Origin of the sequence: Enterobacter sp. DSM 30060, assembly GCF_013375955.1 — a bacterium.
GTDB classification, from domain to species: Bacteria; Pseudomonadota; Gammaproteobacteria; order Enterobacterales; family Enterobacteriaceae; genus Enterobacter; species Enterobacter intestinihominis.
In genome coordinates, this window is record NZ_CP056118.1 from 2,291,450 (window position 1) to 2,310,256 (window position 18,807).

Here is an 18,807-nt window from a genome sequence, read left to right on the forward strand (position 1 = left end):
AGTAAGAGGACAACGACGTGCGATTTCCGAACCAACGTTTAGCACAACTTTTCGATCTGTTGCAAAACGAGACGCTGCCGCAGGACGAGCTGGCGCAGCGGCTGTCGGTCTCCACGCGAACCGTCCGGGCGGATATCACCGCCCTGAACGCGCTGCTGGCCAGCCACGGCGCGCAGTTCATTTTGAGCCGGGGCAACGGCTATCAGCTCAAAATCAATGATGTGGTGCGCTATCAACAATTGCAGTCGTCCCACCCGCGCGCGCTGCGTATTCCGCGAACCGGACCGGAGCGTGTGCACTATCTGGTGGTGCGTTTTCTGACGTCAGCCTTTTCCCTCAAGCTGGAGGATCTGGCCGATGAGTGGTTCGTCAGCCGGGCCACATTGCAGAGCGACATGGTGGAAGTGCGCGAGTGGTTTCACCGTTACAACCTGACGCTGGAAACCCGCCCGCGCCACGGCATGAAGCTGTTTGGCAGCGAGATGGCGATCCGCGCCTGCCTGACCGACCTCCTGTGGGAGCTGGCGCAGCAGGATAGCCTTAACCCGCTGGTGACCGACGTGGCGCTCAACGCGGGCGTGGCGGAAAAGATGGTCCCTGTCCTGCACGACGCGCTGACGCGCCATCACATTCGCCTGACCGATGAAGGCGAGCTGTTCCTGCGCCTGTACTGCGCGGTGTCGGTGCGGCGCATCAGCGAGGGGTATCCGCTGCCGGAATTCCACGCTGAAGACGTGGAAGAGAACGTACGCGAGGCGGCGAAAGATATTGCGGTGGCTATCCAGGAGCTGGCGGGCAAGGCGCTTTCACCATCGGAAGAGAGCTGGCTGTGCGTGCACATTGCGGCGCGGCAGATCCAGGAGATCGCCCCCAGCGCCATTAATGCTGACGACGACGAAGCCCTGGTCAACTATATCCTGCGCTACATCAACACCCACTATAACTACAACCTGTTGAGCGACGAGCAACTGCATGCAGATCTGCTCACGCACATCAAAACCATGATTACCCGCGTGCGGTATCAAATCATGATCCCCAATCCGCTGCTGGATAACATCAAGCAGCACTACCCGATGGCGTGGGATATGACCCTCGCGGCGGTGTCGAGCTGGGGCAAATACACGCCGTATGTGATCAGCGAAAACGAAATTGGTTTTCTGGTGCTGCATATCGGTGTCGGTCTGGAGCGCCACTACAACATCGGCTACCAGCGTCAGCCGCGCGTGCTGCTGGTATGTGACGCCGGTAACGCGATGGTGCGCATGATCGAGGCGGTGCTTCAGCGCAAATACCCGCAGATTGAGGTGACGCGCACGCTCACCCTGCGCGAGTACGAACTTGCCGATGCCATCGGCGAAGACTTCGTGATCTCCACCGCTCGCGTGAGCGAAAAATCCAAACCGGTGGTGATAATCGCCCCGTTCCCGACCGATTATCAGTTAGAGCAGATCGGCAAGCTGGTGCTGGTGGACCGTACCCGTCCGTGGATGCTGGAGAAATACTTCGACGCGGCCCATTTCCGCATTCTCGACAAGCCTGTCGACCAGCAAACGCTGTTCCGCGAACTGTGTGGGCAGCTTGAAAGTGAAGGCTTTGTCGGCGCGGAATTTCTGGAATCGGTTATCGAGCGTGAAGCTATCGTCAGCACTATGCTCGGCGACGGCATCGCGCTGCCGCACTCCCTCGGCCTGCTGGCGCAAAAAACGGTGGTCTACACCGTGCTGGCGCCGCAGGGCATTCAGTGGGGAGATGAAACCGCCCATGTCATTTTTCTGCTCGCCATCAGCAAAAGCGAGTACGAAGAGGCAATGGCGATTTACGATATTTTTGTCACTTTCCTGCGTGAACGCGCGATGGCGCGCCTGTGCCAGTGCGAGGATTTTGCGGCGTTTAAGGCTGAGGCAATGGAGAGTGTGAGTCGGTTTTGACGTTCAGGCGGACAGAGGATATCCGCCTTCATTCAACGCAGATGATGCACAACCTGGTTGCTGCTGCCGCGCCAGATAAGCATAGGATCTTTTAGATCCTGCACGAACTTGCCGTCGACCAGGACGTTAATCAGATCCACCACTTCCTTCTGCTGCGCATTCAGTTCATCCAGCTTATAACCCGTCCAGACCCAGATGTCTTTTCCCGCGCACTCGCGGCGGATGCGTTTTACCAGCTTCAGGATCGCCGGCACGTTTTGCGGATGGAGCGGGTCGCCGCCGGAGAGCGAGATCCCCTGACGTTTAATGCGCGTGTCGTTCAGGTCGTTGATGATGCGGTCTTCCATCTCAGCGGTAAACGGCATACCCGAGTTCAGGCGCCAGGTGCTTTTGTTATAGCAGCCGGGGCACTCGTGAACGCAGCCTGATACAAAGAGGGTGCAGCGGGTGCCGGGGCCGTTGACGATGTCGACGGGGTAGTACTGGTGATAGTTCATCGCGAATAACCACGCCGGGTGGCGCTGCGCTTACCCGGCCTACAAAAGAGAGCGGTCCGTAGGCCCGGTAAGCGCAGCGCCACCGGGCATTAACGTGGCAGTGGATTACCCGATCTGCCCATTCCCCAGATGTTTCACCCTGCGCTTCACCTCTTCCTGCTTACCGGCGTTAAACGGACGGGCGTCCGGGCTGCCGAGGTAGCCGCACACGCGGCGGGTCACGGAGACGCGGGCTGCATCGTGGTTACCGCATTTAGGGCAGGTGAAGCCTTTGCTGGTACACTCGAACTCACCGGTAAAGCCGCACTCGTAGCACTCGTCGATTGGCGTGTTGGTTCCGTAGTACGGAACGTGCTGATAGCTGTAATCCCACACGTCTTCCAGCGCCTTCAGGTTGTGCTGAATGTTCGGGTACTCGCCGTAGCAGATAAAACCGCCGTTCGCGATGGGCGGATAGGCCGCTTCGAAGTCGATCTTGTCGTACGGGTTCACCTTCTTCTCCACATCGAGGTGGAAGCTGTTGGTGTAGTAACCTTTGTCGGTCACCCCTTCCACGATGCCGAACTCGGCGGTATCCAGACGGCAGAAGCGATCGCAGAGGTTTTCGCTCGGCGTGCTGTACAGGCTGAAACCGTAGCCGGTTTCCTCTTTCCACTGGTCTACCGCATCGCGCAGGCGCTGCACAATCGCGATACCTTTCTCACGCAGGGCGTCGTTGTCATAGATGTGCTTGTCGCCAAACAGCGCGTTAATGGTTTCGTGAATGCCGATATAGCCGAGAGAGATCGACGCGCGACCGTTTTTGAAGATCTCCGACACATCATCATCCGCCTTCAGGCGCACGCCGCAGGCCCCTTCCATATAGAGAATTGGCGCGACGCGGGCTTTCACCCCTTCAAGGCGGGCGATGCGGGTCATCAGCGCCTTACGTGCCAGCTGTAAACGTTCATCCAGCAGCGCCCAGAAGGCCGCTTCATTACCTTTGGCTTCCAGCGCGATGCGCGGCAGGTTCAGGCTGATGACGCCCAGGTTGTTGCGCCCGTCGTGGATCTGCTCGCCGTTCTCATCCTCGTACACGCCGAGGAAGCTGCGACAGCCCATTGGCGTTTTAAACGAACCGGTGACTTTTACCACCTGGTCGTAGTTCAGAATGTCCGGGTACATACGCTTGCTCGCGCACTCCAGCGCCAGCTGTTTGATGTCGTAGTTCGGATCGCCAAACTTGTGGTTCAGGCCGTCGCGAATGGCGAACACCAGTTTCGGGAACACCGCCGTTTTACGGTTTTTACCGAGGCCGGAGATACGGTTACGCAGAATAGACTGCTGGATCAGGCGTGATTCCCAACTGGTTCCGAGGCCAAACCCGAAGGTCACAAACGGCGTCTGGCCGTTGGCGGTGTGCAGCGTGTTTACTTCATATTCCAGCGACTGGAACGCGTCGTAGCACTCTTTCTCGGTGCGGGAACGGGCATAACCGTCGGCATCCGGGATCTGCCACTCTTCCGCCGTTTTACGGTGTTTGTTGAAGCTTTCGGTCACGAACGGGGCCAGCACTTCATCGATGCGGTTAATGGTGGTGCCGCCATAGATGTGGCTCGCCACCTGGGCGATGATCTGCGCCGTGACCGCCGTCGCGGTGGAGATGGATTTCGGCGGCTCAATCTCGGCGTTACCCATTTTAAAACCGTGGGTCAGCATGCCTTTCAGGTCGATCAGCATGCAGTTAAACATCGGGAAGAACGGCGAGTAGTCGAGATCGTGATAGTGGATCTCACCGCGTTCGTGCGCTGATACCACATCGCGCGGCAGCAGATGCTGGCGGGCATAGTGCTTGGCGACGATACCGGCCAGCAGGTCGCGCTGGGTTGGGATCACTTTGCTGTCTTTGTTGGCATTTTCATTGAGCAGCGACGAGTTGGTTTGCTCTACCAGGCCGCGGATCTCCTGGTTCAGGCGCCCGCGTTTCTCACGCTGGACGTCACGGTCGTGACGATACTCAATGTAGGCGCGCGCCAGCTGCTTGTACGGACCAGACATCAGCTGGTTTTCAACCGCGGTCTGGATCTCGTTGATATCCACCTGGCTGCGTTCATGCATCTGGCTGCTAACGACTTCTGCGACGGTGGCGCAGTAATCTGCGTCATCGACTCCCGCTGCTTTAGCTGCACGCAGAATGGCTTCTTTGATGCGCTCTGATTTAAACGGCACTTTACAGCCATCACGTTTCATCACATGCGGTGTCATGATCACTCCATTTTAAAAACAGGTTATCCACAGAGGTGGAGAAGTATTCACCGGGCGTATTCCTCGCCGCGGCAAAGACTTCCCGCGTGCCCAGCCCGTGTTATCCACAATTCCGGCCAGCGTAAGCGCCGTCTTGTTGTTGGAATAGTAGACGATAAATACAAGATGTTGGGTCGGCGTGCATTTTAAGTGCTACATATAGTGATTTGCATCAAACAAGTTTGCGATTTTTTTGATGCAGAACAAAGTAAAAAGACGAGAGTACAAACGGCGGGCGCTGGGGCAATTGTAAAGACGCGAAGGAAAAATCTGATTAATTATTCAACAAAAACAGCAAAGTAAGCCGGACACGGCATCGTGCCCGGCGGAGGAATTACTGCTTTAACCACCACACGGCTTCAAACGGACGAAGCGTTGAGGTTTGAGGGGCGGGGTAGTTACTTATCACCACCTGCGACTCGCCGCTGAGAGCGTCCGCTTGCCATTCCTGAGGCGAATGACTCAGATTCGCCACCACCATCAGCGTTTGTCCCTGCCACTGGCGGCGGTAGCACCACAGGGAAGGGTGGTCAGGCAGGAGATCCTCATAATCCCCCCACGTCAGTACCGGCAGGGTTTTGCGCAGGCGAATCAGCGACTGATAGGTGTAGAACACCGAATCGGGGTCATCCAGCGCCGCGCGGGCATTCACGGTTTCGTAGTTGTCGCAGACGCCAATCCACGGCTCGGCCTCGGTAAAGCCCGCATTGTGCGAGGCGTCCCACTGCATCGGCGTGCGGCCATTATCGCGTGACTTACTCGCCAGAATCGCCAGAAGTTCATCCGTATCGCGACCGTTAGCCCGCTGTTCGGCGAACATGTTCAGGCTTTCCACGTCGCGGTAGTCGGTGATACGGCTGAAATGCGGGTTGGTCATGCCCAGCTCTTCACCCTGATAGATATACGGCGTGCCCTGCATCCCGTGCAGCACCATACCGAGCATTTTCGCCGCCGCCACGCGGTGTTCCCCTTCGTCACCAAAGCGTGACACGATGCGCGGCTGGTCATGGTTACACCAGAACAGCGCGTTCCAGGCTTTGTTGTGCATCCCCTGCTGCCAGTGGCGGAAAAGGGTTTTCAGCGCCACAAAATCCGGCTTCGCAAGCGTCCACTTTTCGCCGCCGGGGTAGTCCACCTTAAGATGATGGAAGTTAAAGGTCATCGACAGCTCGCGCCCGTCGAGCGACGCATACTGCTGACAGTTCTCCAGCGAGGTGGAGGACATCTCGCCCACCGTCATCAGGTTGCGCGGCGTAAAGACATCCCGGCTCATCTCCTGGAGATATTCGTGGATGCGCGGCCCGTCAGTGTAGAAACGGCGACCGTCGCCGATGGTGTCGTCCGGGAAATCCTGATCTTTTGAAATCAGGTTAATGACGTCCAGACGCAAGCCGTCCACGCCGCGATCGGCCCAGAACTCGCACACTTTTTTCAGCTCGGCGCGCACCGCCGGGTTTTCCCAGTTGAGATCCGCCTGCTCCGGCGCGAACAGGTGCAGATAATACTGCTCGCTTTCGGCATGCCAGCGCCAGGCGTTGCCGCCAAACTTGGAGCGCCAGTTGTTGGGAAGCGCGTCCGGCGTACCGTCGCGCCAGATATAGAACTCACGGTACGGACTCGCTTTATCCAGCGACTCGCGGAACCAGGCGTGCTGCGTGGACGTGTGGTTAAAGACCATATCCAGCACGATGCGGATGCCACGTTCATGCGCCCGGGCAACCAGCTCGTCAAAGTCGTCCAGCGTGCCGTAGGTCGGGTCGATGGCAGTGTAGTTCGCCACGTCATATCCGTTATCCACCTGCGGCGAGATATAAAACGGCGTCAGCCAGATGGCGTCAATGCCAAGGGTTTTCAGGTAGTCAAGGCGCTGCGTTACGCCGCGCAGATCGCCGGTGCCGCTGCCGGTGGTATCCTGAAAACTCTTTGGGTAAATCTGATAGATAACGCCGTTCTGCCACCAGTGAGGAAGGGTATTCATAGTACGTTCCTGCAAATGCGAAGGGGCGCAACTGCGCCCCGAAAAAGGGAATTAAACAATCTGCAACGTGCCCTGACGGAACTTACGCTGGTAAACCACGGTAGTCAGCGCCATTGGGATGATAATCGCCACCGCCATCGCCAGCGCAAATACCTGCCAGAATGAAGGCTGAATGGAGAGGATACCCGGCAGGCCGCCGACGCCAATCCCGTTTGCCATTACGCCGTTCAGGCCGCACAGCAAGCCCGCCAGACCGGAGCCGATCATCGCGCAGAGCATCGGGAAGCGATATTTCAGGTTGATACCGTACATCGCCGGTTCAGTGACGCCGAGGTAAGCGGAGATGGCCGCCGGAACGGAGATCTCACGCTCGTTGTGCTTACGGCTGACGATGATAATGCCGGTTACAGCGGAGGCCTGCGCAATGTTAGACAGGGCGATAATCGGCCAGACCGGCGTGCCGCCGAGACTCTGGATCATCTGCATATCGATCGCCAGCGTGGTCTGGTGCACGCCGGTGATCACCAGCGGAGCGTACAGGAAGCCGAACAGTGCGGCGCCAATCGGTGCGAAGCTGCCGGTCATCAGGTGACGGACCGCGAAGGCCACGCCGTCGCCAATCATGCGGCCAAACGGACCGATAAAGGCATGCGCCAGGAACACCGCCAGGATCAGCGAGCAGACCGGGACCACCACCAGATAGAGATAGTCCGGCACGATGCGCTTCAGACGTGTCTCAATAAAGCCCAGCGCCAGACCCGCCAGCAATGCCGGGATAACCTGCGCCTGGTAGCCCACTTTGGCGATGGTAAACAGGCCGAAGTTCCACACCTCTGGCGTTTGCTGACCAAGTAAGTAAGCGTTCATTAACTGCGGAGAGACCAGCGTCACGCCGAGTACGATTCCGAGAATGGGCGTTCCGCCCATCTTGCGCACCGCTGACCAGCAGATCCCGACCGGCAGATAGAAGAAGATGGCTTCGCCAATCAGCCACAGGAAGTCATAGATGCTTTGCAGCGCCGGGTACATCTGCGCCAGGGTTTTGCCGTCGCTCATTGGCACATCGCCGATGACGTTACGGAAGCCCAGAATTAAGCCCCCGCTGATCAGCGCAGGCAGCAGTGGGAAGAAGATCTCCGCAAAATGGGAAATCAGCTGCTCATGCCATTTCATATTCTGGCGCGCTGCCTTCTTCGCCTGCTCTTTATCGGCGGAAGAGTGCCCGGTAGTCGCCAGCAGAGCCTGATAGTAATCGCCCACTTCGGTACCAATCACCACCTGGAACTGCCCGGCGTTGGTGAAGCAGCCTTTAACCATTTTCAACTCTTCAATGGCTTTCGGATTGGCTTTGGCCGGATCGTTCAGCACGAAGCGCAGGCGGGTAATGCAATGGCTGACGGTGGCGATGTTCTCGCGTCCGCCGACCAGGACGATCAGCTGTTCGATATCGGCTTGTTTGACTTTACTCATCATGAAACCTCATGACAGATGGTGAAAGGGGTTATGACCTGTGCGCAAGCCTACTCCTTCAACGTGACGGCGAAAATGGGAACGTTCCCGAAATCGGGCGAAGATCACAATAATCCATTCAAAAAAATTATGAGAGGCGGGCTGGAATAACGATCTGACGGGGCTCGGTACGCCCGGTAATTTGCTCGATCAGCTGCGCGGCAGCCTGCCGGCCAGACTCGGCATAACCCGGGTCAACGCTGATAATCTCCGGGTGTAAGAACTTCATCAGCGGCGTGCTTCCCACGCTCGCTAACTGCAACTCCCCGATGCGTTGTTCCTGCAAATATTTGCTCGCACCCAATGCAAGGGTATCCGTGGCGCACACCAGGGCGGTGGTTTGTGCAGTCAGCACGCTGGCGACCTGCTCATATCCCTGTTTCATACCCAGTCCAGGCAGCGCGGCCACGGCGGGGAGATTGTTTTTTTTACAAAACGCCAGGTACGCTTCATGGCGACGCTTGCCGGTGGTGATGTCGGCATGCGGCACGCCGAGATAGCTGATATGCCGATGGCCCTGTTCATACAGGCGCTGCATCAGGATCACGATTGCCCCTTCGTCATCGTAACAGACAGAGGCAAACCCGCTGGCGTCGCGCGCCAGCAGCACCAGAGACGGCTGCCAGGGTTTAAGCATGTCCTCTTTAAGGCCGGTAAACCCGAACAGCACTACGCCATCAATGTTGCGGCGCTGAAGCATACCGAGATGCTCCTCCACCATTTGCGCCGAGAACTTGCTCTCCATCATGATCGGATCGTAGCCCTGCTCGTAGAACGCGGGCAGCATCGTCTGTACGGCGAGGTTTTCGGAGAGGGAATCCAGACGCGAGACAATAATGGCGACCACTTTATCGCTCTGCCCGCGCATGGCGCGCGCGGAGCGGGAAGGGGAAAAACCGTGCTGATTCATCACCGCCTCGACGCGCTCGCGTGTGCGCTCGCTGACACCGCTTTCGTTGTTAAGCACGCGTGAGACGGTCGATTTCCCCACGCCGCTTAAACGCGCGATGTCTTTAATCGTAAGGCGGTTCTGCATGCTGTATTCCCTGTAACAACGATAAAATAATCAGTTGAGCCTAATGCTATCCTGCGAATTCGCTATGGGCAAAGTCTGGTTTACGTGCGGTTTATTTACGAGGGGGTATCATACCGCCCGAATAGTCACAAAAGGTATGGTTAAATCCTTATACTGCGCGACGACATCCCATTTTTAACTTACCGGAGGCCACATGGATCCCGATCCCACACCTCTCCTGACCAGGAGAAAACCTTCTTTCCGGTAAGCCAGCCTTTTGCTGTCTCACCGGCGTGAGGCAGCAACGTTCATACGTTCCTGCTTGATAAATTAAGTGCCTGACAGGTACGGCTCTGCCACGCCTGCGGGAAAACTGCGTCCGCCTTTGCGGATGCGGGGGAATGACTATGCTGAAAAATATCACCCGGCAGCTGTTCGCGCAGCTGAGCCGCCACCTGCCACATCGCCTGATCGCGCGCGATCCGCTGCCAAATGCCAACACCCTGGCGGGCGCGGAAATCCCCGCTTCCCTGACCGAGCGCTGCCTGAACGTGGCGGCGATGGATGAAAACGAAGTCTGGCGCGCCTTTGGCGGCCACCCGGAAGGGCTGAACGCGCAAGAAGTGTCAAAAATCCGCGAGGAACATGGCGATAACCAGATCCCGGCGCAAAAACCCTCTCCATGGTGGGTCCACCTGTGGCTCTGCTACCGCAATCCGTTCAACCTGCTGCTGACGGTGCTCGGGATTATCTCTTACGCCACTGAAGATCTGTTTGCCGCAGGCGTAATTGCCCTGATGGTGGGGATCTCCACGCTGCTTAACTTTATTCAGGAAGCGCGTTCCACCAAAGCGGCGGATGCGCTGAAAGCGATGGTCAGCAATACTGCCACCGTGTCGCGTGTGATTAACGACCTCGGCGAAAACGCCTGGATTGAACTGCCCATTGACCAGCTGGTGCCGGGCGATCTGGTGAAGCTGGCGGCGGGGGACATGATCCCGGCGGATTTACGCATCATCCAGGCGCGGGATCTGTTCGTCGCGCAGGCTTCACTCACCGGTGAATCCCTGCCCGTAGAGAAGGTGGCGCGGACCCGCGATCCGCAGCAGATGAACCCGCTGGAATGCGACACCCTGTGCTTTATGGGCACCACGGTGGTCAGCGGCACGGCGCAGGCCATTGTCACCGCTACCGGCGGCAACACCTGGTTTGGACAGCTTGCCGGACGCGTCAGCGAGCAGGAGAGCGAGCCGAACGCATTCCAGAAAGGCATTGGCCGCGTCAGCATGCTGCTGATCCGCTTTATGATGGTCATGACGCCGATTGTCCTGCTGATCAACGGCTACACCAAAGGTGACTGGTGGGAAGCGGCGCTGTTCGCCCTCTCCGTGGCTGTCGGCTTAACGCCGGAAATGCTGCCGATGATTGTCACCTCCACGCTGGCGCGCGGGGCGGTCAAACTCTCTAAACAAAAGGTGATCGTCAAACACCTCGACGCCATCCAGAACTTTGGCGCGATGGACATTCTTTGCACCGATAAAACCGGCACCCTGACCCAGGACAAAATCGTGCTGGAGAACCACACCGATATCGCCGGAAAGACCAGCGAACGGGTGCTGTACAGCGCGTGGCTGAACAGTCACTACCAGACAGGGCTGAAAAACCTGCTCGACGTGGCGGTGCTGGAAGGTGTGGATGAAGAGTCTGCCCGCATGCTCTCCGGCCGCTGGCAGAAGGTGGACGAAATTCCGTTCGACTTTGAACGGCGCCGCATGTCGGTGGTGGTCAGCGAGCAGCCGGACGTACATCAGCTGATCTGCAAAGGGGCATTGCAGGAGATTCTGAATGTTTCCACGCAGGTGCGTCATAACGGCGAGATCGTGCCGCTGGATGAGACCATGCTGCGCCGCATCAAACGCGTCACTGATAACCTGAACCGTCAGGGGCTGCGCGTGGTGGCGGTAGCAAGCAAGTTCCTGCCCGCGCGGGAAGGGGACTACCAGCGTATCGATGAATCCGATTTGATCCTCGAGGGTTACATCGCATTCCTCGATCCGCCGAAAGAGACCACCGCGCCGGCGCTGAAAGCACTGAAAGCGAGCGGGATCACCGTCAAAATCCTGACCGGCGACAGCGAGCTGGTGGCGGCCAAAGTGTGCCACGAAGTGGGCCTGGACGCGGGCGACGTCGTGGTGGGGAGCGACATTGAGCACCTGTCCGACGATGAGCTGGCCAAGCTTGCCCTGCGCACCACGCTGTTTGCCCGCCTGACGCCGATGCATAAAGAACGCATCGTCACTCTGCTGCGTCGTGAAGGGCACGTGGTGGGCTTTATGGGCGACGGCATCAACGATGCGCCAGCCCTGCGTGCGGCGGATATCGGTATCTCCGTGGACGGCGCGGTGGATATCGCCCGCGAGGCGGCAGATATCATTCTGCTGGAAAAGAGCCTGATGGTGCTGGAGGAGGGCGTCATCGAAGGGCGTCGCACCTTCGCCAATATGCTCAAATACATCAAAATGACCGCCAGCTCCAACTTCGGTAACGTCTTCAGCGTGCTGGTGGCGAGCGCCTTCCTGCCGTTCCTGCCGATGCTGCCGCTGCACCTGCTGATCCAGAACCTGATGTACGATGTCTCTCAGGTCGCCATCCCGTTTGATAACGTGGACGACGAGCAGATCCAGAAGCCGCAGCGCTGGAACCCCGCCGATCTGGGGCGCTTTATGCTGTTCTTTGGGCCGATCAGCTCCATCTTTGACATTCTGACCTTCTGCCTGATGTGGTTTGTGTTCCACGCCAATACCCCGGAACACCAGACGCTGTTCCAGTCCGGCTGGTTCGTGGTGGGGCTGCTGTCCCAGACCCTGATTGTGCATATGATCCGCACCCGCCGCATTCCGTTTATCCAGAGCCGTGCCGCATGGCCGCTGATCGTGATGACGGGCATTGTGATGGCGCTCGGGATCGCGCTGCCGTTCTCGCCGCTTGCAAGTTACCTGCAACTTCAGGCGCTGCCGCTGAGCTACTTCCCGTGGCTGGTGGCGATCCTCGCGGGTTACATGGTGCTGACGCAGATGGTCAAAGGGTTCTATAGCCGTCGGTATGGATGGCAGTAACGGCAAGCCCGGTGGCGCTGCGCTTACCGGGCCTACGATCCGAACGTAGGCCGGGTAAGGCGAAGCCGCCACCCGGCAGCTGGCTTTCCTCCCAAATTCAACAACCTGTGATCTCCGTCAGCGCATTCGCTTGACGACAATTTGAGCGCATGTTAACAGAATGTTTTGCCTTTATTTGGCCCGTCAGATAAGGAACATTCATGTTACGGTACAGTCTCTTAACCGCCGGGCTTATGCTCGGCGCCTCCGCCTTTGCCGCCCCGGCAGGCGACCTTCCCTTAATGCCCTGGCCTGCGAAGGTTGAACGCCCGACCACGCAGGGTGCGCTGGTGCTTAACAATCAACTCACCGTGAGCGTCAGCGGCGACGATCTGGGGGATGCGGTCAACCGCCTGCGCCAGCGCATCGCCCTGCAAACTGGCTGGACGCTACAGCCGCAGGCCGAAAAACCTGACAAGCCAACCATCCGTATTTCCATCGCTAAAAAAGTGAAGCCGCAGCCGCTGCCGGACAGCGATGAGAGCTATAAACTCACGGTGGACGCCAACGGCGTAAATATCTCCGCCAACACCCGCTTCGGCGCGCTGCGCGCCATGGAAACCTTGCTCCAGCTGATGCAGAACGGTGCCGAAAACACCTCGATTCCGTGGGTTACCATTGAAGATTCGCCGCGCTTCCCGTGGCGCGGGCTGCTGCTCGATTCAGCGCGCCATTTCATCCCGTTACCCGATATCAAACGCCAGATCGACGGCATGGCCGCGGCTAAGCTCAACGTCCTGCACTGGCATTTGACGGACGATCAGGGCTGGCGCTTTACCTCGAAGCGTTATCCAAAATTAACCCAGCTTGCCAGCGATGGGCTGTTCTACACCCCGGAGCAGATGCGCGAGATTGTGCGTTACGCTGCCGAGCGCGGCATACGCGTGGTGCCGGAAATTGATATGCCTGGTCACGCCTCGGCGATTGCCGTCGCCTACCCGGAGCTGATGAGCGCGCCGGGGCCGTACGCCATGGAGCGCCACTGGGGCGTGCTTAAGCCAGTGCTGGATCCCACCAAAGAGGCGACCTATACCTTTGCCGACGCGATGGTCAGCGAACTGGCGGCGATCTTCCCGGATCCGTATCTGCATATTGGCGGCGATGAGGTTGACGACAGCCAGTGGAAAGCGAACGCTGCGATCCAGAGATTCATGCGCGACAACAAACTGGCGGACAGCCATGCGTTGCAGGCGTATTTCAACCGCAAGCTGGAGACGATCCTTGAGAAGCACCACCGGCAGATGGTTGGCTGGGATGAGATCTACCATCCCGATCTGCCGAAAAGCATTCTGATCCAGTCCTGGCAGGGACAGGACGCGCTGGGGCAGGTGGCGCAGAACGGCTATAAGGGCATTCTCTCTACCGGTTTCTACCTTGATCAGCCGCAATCCACCGCCTACCACTACCGCAATGAAATTGTGCCGCAGGGGTTGAACGGCGTGGATGTGATAGCAGACACCGACAGCGTCCAGAGCTGGGCTTTCTCCATGCCGCGTCTGAAAGGCAAGCCGGTGGAAGGCAGCTTTACGCTGGTGAAAGGCGATGCTGGCTGGCGCGGATTCATTGATTTTGCCGGGAAATCGCGTCGGGCGGTGGATAACATTCAGTGGCGGGACGACAATCAGGTAACGTTTACCGTTGATACCTGGATGGGTGAAACGCGTCCGGTCGTTTCTGTTGAGAACGATAAGCTCAGCGGCTATTTCCTGGTGGGTAACGCCCGCTACCCGATTAGCGGCACGCGTCTGGACGAGGTGCCGAAAGGCGTTCCGCCGGTGGTGCCGGACCCGGCGAACGAGGCCAATCTGCTCGGCGGTGAAGCCGCGCTGTGGGCGGAAAACGTAGTCGCGCCAGTGCTGGATATCCGTCTGTGGCCGCGCGCCTTTGCGGTGGCGGAGCGGCTTTGGTCGGCGAAGGACGTCAACGACATCGACAACATGTATACCCGGCTCCAGGCGATGGACAGCTGGTCCACGGTATCGGTTGGGCTACAGCAACATACCCAGCAGCAGGTACAGTTCACGCGCCTCGCTAATAATGCGGATACCTTGCCGCTGCAAATCCTCGCTCAGGCGCTTGAACCGGCGCAGTATTACACCCGCCAGCATCTTAAGTTCCAGGCCGGAAACTATCATCAGTTTGAGCCGCTCAACCGGCTCGCTGACGCGCTAAACGCGGAAAGTGCGACCGTGCGTCAGATGAATAAATGGGCTGACCGTCTGGTGAGCGATGCGGAAGACACGGAGAGCGCCGACGCGCTGCGCCACGTCTTTAACCGCTGGCAGAACAACACCAGCGACGTGCTGGCCTTGAGCGAAAACAGCTATCAGTTGAAGGCCATCAAACCGGTAATTCAGGAGGTGGACAAGCTGGCCTCGATTGGCCTGCGGCTGACGGATCTGGTGGCACGTCAGGGAACGCTGGATGATAAAGAGATCGCGTCGATCCAGAGCGAACTGGATAACGCGGCGACAATCCAGGACGAAGTGGTGATTGCGGCGGTGTACCCGCTGGAAACGCTGCTGCGTGCGACGCAGAATCAGTAGAAAAAAATACCCCTCACCCCAACCCCTCTCCCCATAGGGGCGAGGGGCACTATCGGTACCCTCTCCCCTTTGGAGGGAGGGCCAGGCGAGGGGGCTCTATCGGTACCCTCTCCCCTTTGGAGAGAGGGCCAGGCGAGGGGGCTCGATCCGTTCCCTCTCCCCTTTGGGGAGAGGGTTAGGGTGAGGGGTAAGGTTTTTCCACTCAGTTCTTCAACACCCACGCCTCTTTCCAGTGCGCGCCAACGCCAGGCTCAAACTGGTTTGCGGTTGGGCTGTACTGCACGCAGTAGCCGCTGTACGGGAAAGGCTTACATTCGTAGGTCTTACCGTCTTTTGGCTGTAGTACCACGGTGCCTGCTTTGTACGAGGCGATATTGTCCGGGAAGGTAAAGTCGTGGTGGCCGGTGCTGTCCGCAGCCGCATCGCTTTCCAGCATCAGGTTCAGCACGTCCTGGGCGAACATCGTGCCGTCTTTATTGGTCGCGTAGTATTTCAGCATATGGTGTCCCGCCGTCACGTCAGTCAGCGTCATGGTCACGTCCTGATTGACGTTGTTCATGTCCTGCTTCAGGTAACCTTTTTCCGCACCGTGGTGGTTCATCACGTGTGCTTCAAAATTAACGTCACCCTGCGTGTTGACGTGGAAGGTGACGGTCGCGTTGCCATGTTCGATTTTGCTGTATTGCAGATCGGAAACGGCGATGGTCTCGCTCACCTGCGCTTTTTGCTCTTCATAGGAGATGGCAACGGATTTCAGCGTGCTGCCCTCTTTCACGAATACGCTGTTGGCGCCGTGAACCGGGCTGATGTCACCGGCTTCATCTTTAACACCGACGCGGACATCGCTCTGAGCGGTGTTGATCTTCTGCGCCAGATCGTAAGACCACTGGTTAGCGTCGCCTTGTTCAGCAGAGCCGATGGTCATTTCGGTACGCATGGCGGTCACTTCACCGTTGGCGTCGAAGAAGCGTGCGATAACCTTATCGCCCACGTTCAGGTTATTACCGGCAATCTGGCCGCTCAGGGTTTTGCTCCATTCGGAAACAATCGCAGGCGTTTCATCCGGGGTAACGTTGCCACCATTCCCGAAATCAACGTCAATGGCCTGATAAAAGCTATTTGAGGTGTCCGCAATTTCCCACACGCCGTAAATAACCTGGTACCCCGTACGCGCAGGAACATTGCAAGTCATAGATTTTGTTACGGCTGGTGCCTGACTATTTCCGTTGATCGTACAGAATGGAGTTAATTCAAATTGATCGCGAGTCAGCGGCTTATTTGGATCCCAGTTTTGTTTGGTGATGTAATAGCGCCAGTTAGTGGTTTTATGCGGTGCAGTATGATGCCAGACGAACTCATGCGGGCCTGCCGTTATTGGGTTTTTGGTCCAGGCATTCAGGCTTTGCTTATCCAGCTGAGAATACTGGGAAATACCTGCACTGGCGAGCTGGCCGTCCGGCGGCATAGCGCCGGTCGGGAAACCGGAAGTTTTTTCCACGCTCTGCGGTTCATACTGTACAGCGCCGCAATCAATATTTTGGCCAAGCTTACACATATAGGCGCGGCTGGCTGGTGATTCAATATAGCCGTGAGCAAATGCCGACGATGCAACGGTCACTGTCGCGAGGGCAAGTGCAATTTTTGAAAGTTTCATTACTCATCCATTATTAGAGAATATTACCGGGTGGAGAAGCTTAATAATGGACGGTGCGATTTGTCATTTTATATGGAGAGTAAAAATAGTCGAAATAAAAAGGACAGCTAAGCTGCCCTTTCTTAATTGAATTGAATTAGCGACGTACGGCAATCGCTTCAATTTCAATTTTCACGTCTTTTGGCAGACGCGCCACTTCCACGCAAGAGCGAGCCGGGAAGGTCGCGTTGTGCTCGGTGAAGAACGCTTCGTAAGTGGCGTTAACGGTCGCGAAATCATTCAGATCTTTCACGAACACGGTGGTTTTGACGATATCGCCCACTTTCAGACCGGCAGATTCCACGATCGCCTGCACGTTTTCCAGCGACTGACGCGCCTGCGCCGCTACGTCGGCGGGTACTTCACCGGTTTTTGGGTTCACCGGGATCTGACCAGAAGTGATGATCATGCTGCCCAGATCAACGCCCTGAACGTATGGGCCGATAGCCGCTGGTGCATTTTCCGTCGCGAGTACTTTGCTCATTTTTTCTCCAGAATTACAGCGTTAAGAATGTTCCCGGCCATTATAACAGCCGGGATTTCATTACCAACCTCAATTAGTTGGCCAGCACCACATAATGAGAAAACTCTTTTTCGCAGTATTTGCATTTGAGTGCGATGTCATTGGCGCGTTTTTTCACTGCGAAACTGGAGGAAACCGGCTCAGCATGGCTGATGCAGTTGCTGTTCGGGCAGACCAGCACGCTTTCGATGCGATCCGGCAGGCTTGGGCGGGATTTGCCCACCACGTCGTAATCGTCGATGCGGTTAACCGTGGCGTCCGGCGCGTACAGCGACAGCTGGTTAACCTGCTCGTCGGTCAGGAAGGTGTTCTCGATTTTGATCAGGTCTTTACGGCCCATTTCGCCCGACGGCAGGTTCAGGCCGATGGTGATGCGCTGGTCCGTTTCGGTCAGTTTGAACAGCGTCAGCAGTTTAAAGCCCACCTGCGCAGGGATGTGGTCAATCACGGTGCCACGCTTGATGGCTTCAACCTGGAGTTTGTTATCGTGTGTCATGGTCGTCTCCCCTTACAGAGCTAATTCGCGATTCAGAACCAGTGCCAGTAACGCCTGGCGAGCGAAGATGCCGTTTCCGGCCTGCTGGAAGTACCAGGCGTGCGGCGTTTTGTCCACGTCTGTGGTGATCTCATCGATGCGCGGCAGCGGGTGCAGCACCTTCATATTGTCACGCGCGCCTTCAAGGTCGCTGGCGCGCAGCACGAACTGCGCCTTCACGTTGGCGTACTCGGACGGATCCAGACGCTCTTTCTGCACGCGGGTCATGTAGAGAATATCCACGTTGCCCATCACCTCTTCGATACTGGCGTGCAGGCTCCACGCGATGCCTTTCTCGTCCAGCATGTCGAGAATGTACTGCGGCATCGCCAGCGCGTCCGGCGCGATAAAGAAGAAGCGGTTGCCGTTAAATTTCGCCAGCGCCTGGGTCAGGGAGTGGACGGTGCGGCCATATTTCAGGTCGCCGACCATGGCGATGTTCAGGTTCTCAAGCGTGCCCTGCGTCTCCTGAATGGTGAACAGATCCAGCAGGGTCTGCGTCGGATGCTGGTTGGCGCCGTCACCGGCGTTCAGTACCGGAATGCCGCCGGAAAACTCGGTCGCCAGACGCGCCGCGCCCTCCTGCGGGTGGCGCATCACAATCGCGTCAACGTAGGTACTGATAACCGAAATGGTATCCGCCAGGGTCTCGCCTTTTTTGCCCAGCGACGTGTTGCTGCTGTCCGAGAAGCCCACCACGCTCGCGCCCAGACGGTGCATGGAGGTTTCGAAGGAGAGGCGGGTGCGGGTCGAGGCTTCGAAGAAGCAGCTTGCAATCACCTTGTGCTTCAACAGCTCCGGTTGCGGATTGGCCTTCAGTTTTGCCGCGGTTTCCAGAACCAGTTCCAGCTCTTCGCGGCTGAGGTCGTTTATGGAAATGATGTGTTTTTGATAAAGCGGATTCATGTTTATCTCCTGACGCCGGGCAAAAAAAAGCCCCTCAAATGAGGGGCTCTGGGAATAGGTTTAGCAACGGGAAGAAAAACGGCAGGCCAGCGTCTGATTTCAGACGCGGTAAGACGTTATGTCGTACACGCTTGACCATGCTTCCTCCCGGCAAATTGTCGGGCATTATACGCAGCTCGCTTTTGGGATCAAGCGATTTAATGCACGCTTTACTCAATGCAAACGGTTCTTTGTGAATA

At 57.4% G+C, this 18,807-nt stretch carries 13 protein-coding genes and 1 pseudogene; 4 read left to right on the plus strand and 10 right to left on the minus strand.

Translation table 11 applies throughout. From position 1 onward, the window contains the following. The first annotated feature begins 17 nt into the window (after window positions 1-17). A complete protein-coding gene (locus HWQ15_RS10930; RefSeq protein ID WP_023305322.1) occupies window positions 18-1,928 on the plus strand; it encodes a transcription antiterminator in 1,911 nt (636 codons plus the stop codon). Window positions 1,929-1,960: 32 nt separating this feature from the next. On the opposite strand, the gene nrdG is transcribed toward HWQ15_RS10930, so the two are convergent. The 5 genes from nrdG to treR form a co-directional block, all read right to left on the minus strand. Then, the gene (gene nrdG, locus HWQ15_RS10935; RefSeq protein WP_022646867.1) at window positions 1,961-2,425 is read right to left on the minus strand and encodes an anaerobic ribonucleoside-triphosphate reductase-activating protein; all 465 of its coding nucleotides are present in this window, start codon (window positions 2,423-2,425) and stop codon (window positions 1,961-1,963) included. 105 nt (window positions 2,426-2,530) lie between these two features. After that, window positions 2,531-4,669 carry an anaerobic ribonucleoside-triphosphate reductase gene (gene nrdD, locus HWQ15_RS10940; protein WP_032625234.1) on the minus strand — a complete coding sequence of 713 codons (2,139 nt, stop codon included), beginning with the start codon at window positions 4,667-4,669 and terminating at the stop codon, window positions 2,531-2,533. Window positions 4,670-5,042: 373 nt separating this feature from the next. After that, on the minus strand, window positions 5,043-6,686 hold the full coding sequence (gene treC, locus HWQ15_RS10945) for an alpha,alpha-phosphotrehalase (protein ID WP_063148821.1): 1,644 nt from the start codon (window positions 6,684-6,686) through the stop codon (window positions 5,043-5,045). 51 nt (window positions 6,687-6,737) lie between these two features. Then, on the minus strand, window positions 6,738-8,156 hold the full coding sequence (gene treB, locus HWQ15_RS10950; protein WP_063148832.1) for a PTS trehalose transporter subunit IIBC: 1,419 nt from the start codon (window positions 8,154-8,156) through the stop codon (window positions 6,738-6,740). Window positions 8,157-8,283: 127 nt separating this feature from the next. Next, the gene (gene treR / locus HWQ15_RS10955; RefSeq protein ID WP_022646876.1) at window positions 8,284-9,231 is read right to left on the minus strand and encodes a trehalose operon repressor TreR; all 948 of its coding nucleotides are present in this window, start codon (window positions 9,229-9,231) and stop codon (window positions 8,284-8,286) included. Between the two features lie 386 nt (window positions 9,232-9,617). On the opposite strand from treR, the gene mgtA reads away from it, so the two are divergent. Then, window positions 9,618-12,326 carry a magnesium-translocating P-type ATPase gene (mgtA, locus tag HWQ15_RS10960; protein ID WP_048966076.1) on the plus strand — a complete coding sequence of 903 codons (2,709 nt, stop codon included), beginning with the start codon at window positions 9,618-9,620 and terminating at the stop codon, window positions 12,324-12,326. Window positions 12,327-12,526: 200 nt separating this feature from the next. Beyond that, window positions 12,527-14,911 carry a beta-N-acetylhexosaminidase gene (locus HWQ15_RS10965; RefSeq protein ID WP_063148822.1) on the plus strand — a complete coding sequence of 795 codons (2,385 nt, stop codon included), beginning with the start codon at window positions 12,527-12,529 and terminating at the stop codon, window positions 14,909-14,911. Window positions 14,912-15,113: 202 nt separating this feature from the next. Here HWQ15_RS10965 and gbpA read toward each other — a convergent pair whose 3' ends face one another. The 5 genes from gbpA to HWQ15_RS10990 all read right to left on the minus strand — a co-directional run bounded on the left by gbpA (window position 15,114) and on the right by HWQ15_RS10990 (window position 18,707). After that, window positions 15,114-16,565, minus strand: coding sequence for an N-acetylglucosamine-binding protein GbpA (gbpA, locus tag HWQ15_RS10970; protein ID WP_032625241.1), 1,452 nt, complete (start codon window positions 16,563-16,565; stop codon window positions 15,114-15,116). A 136-nt stretch (window positions 16,566-16,701) separates the two neighbouring features. Further along, on the minus strand, window positions 16,702-17,088 hold the full coding sequence (gene ridA / locus HWQ15_RS10975; RefSeq protein WP_003863373.1) for a 2-iminobutanoate/2-iminopropanoate deaminase: 387 nt from the start codon (window positions 17,086-17,088) through the stop codon (window positions 16,702-16,704). A gap of 73 nt (window positions 17,089-17,161) precedes the next feature. After that, a complete protein-coding gene (gene pyrI / locus HWQ15_RS10980; RefSeq protein WP_003863370.1) occupies window positions 17,162-17,623 on the minus strand; it encodes an aspartate carbamoyltransferase regulatory subunit in 462 nt (153 codons plus the stop codon). Between the two features lie 12 nt (window positions 17,624-17,635). Further along, window positions 17,636-18,568: an aspartate carbamoyltransferase gene (gene pyrB / locus HWQ15_RS10985; protein WP_003863368.1), complete on the minus strand. Its 933-nt coding sequence runs from the start codon at window positions 18,566-18,568 to the stop codon at window positions 17,636-17,638. Window positions 18,569-18,602: 34 nt separating this feature from the next. Further along, window positions 18,603-18,707 carry a pyrBI operon leader peptide gene (locus tag HWQ15_RS10990; RefSeq protein ID WP_022646880.1) on the minus strand — a complete coding sequence of 35 codons (105 nt, stop codon included), beginning with the start codon at window positions 18,705-18,707 and terminating at the stop codon, window positions 18,603-18,605. On the opposite strand from HWQ15_RS10990, the pseudogene HWQ15_RS10995 reads away from it, so the two are divergent. Continuing rightward, window positions 18,687-18,804 (plus strand): annotated as a pseudogene (locus HWQ15_RS10995) (hypothetical protein). The gene HWQ15_RS10990 and the pseudogene HWQ15_RS10995 sit on opposite strands and share 21 nt — an antisense overlap. The last annotated feature ends 3 nt before the right edge of the window (window positions 18,805-18,807 follow it).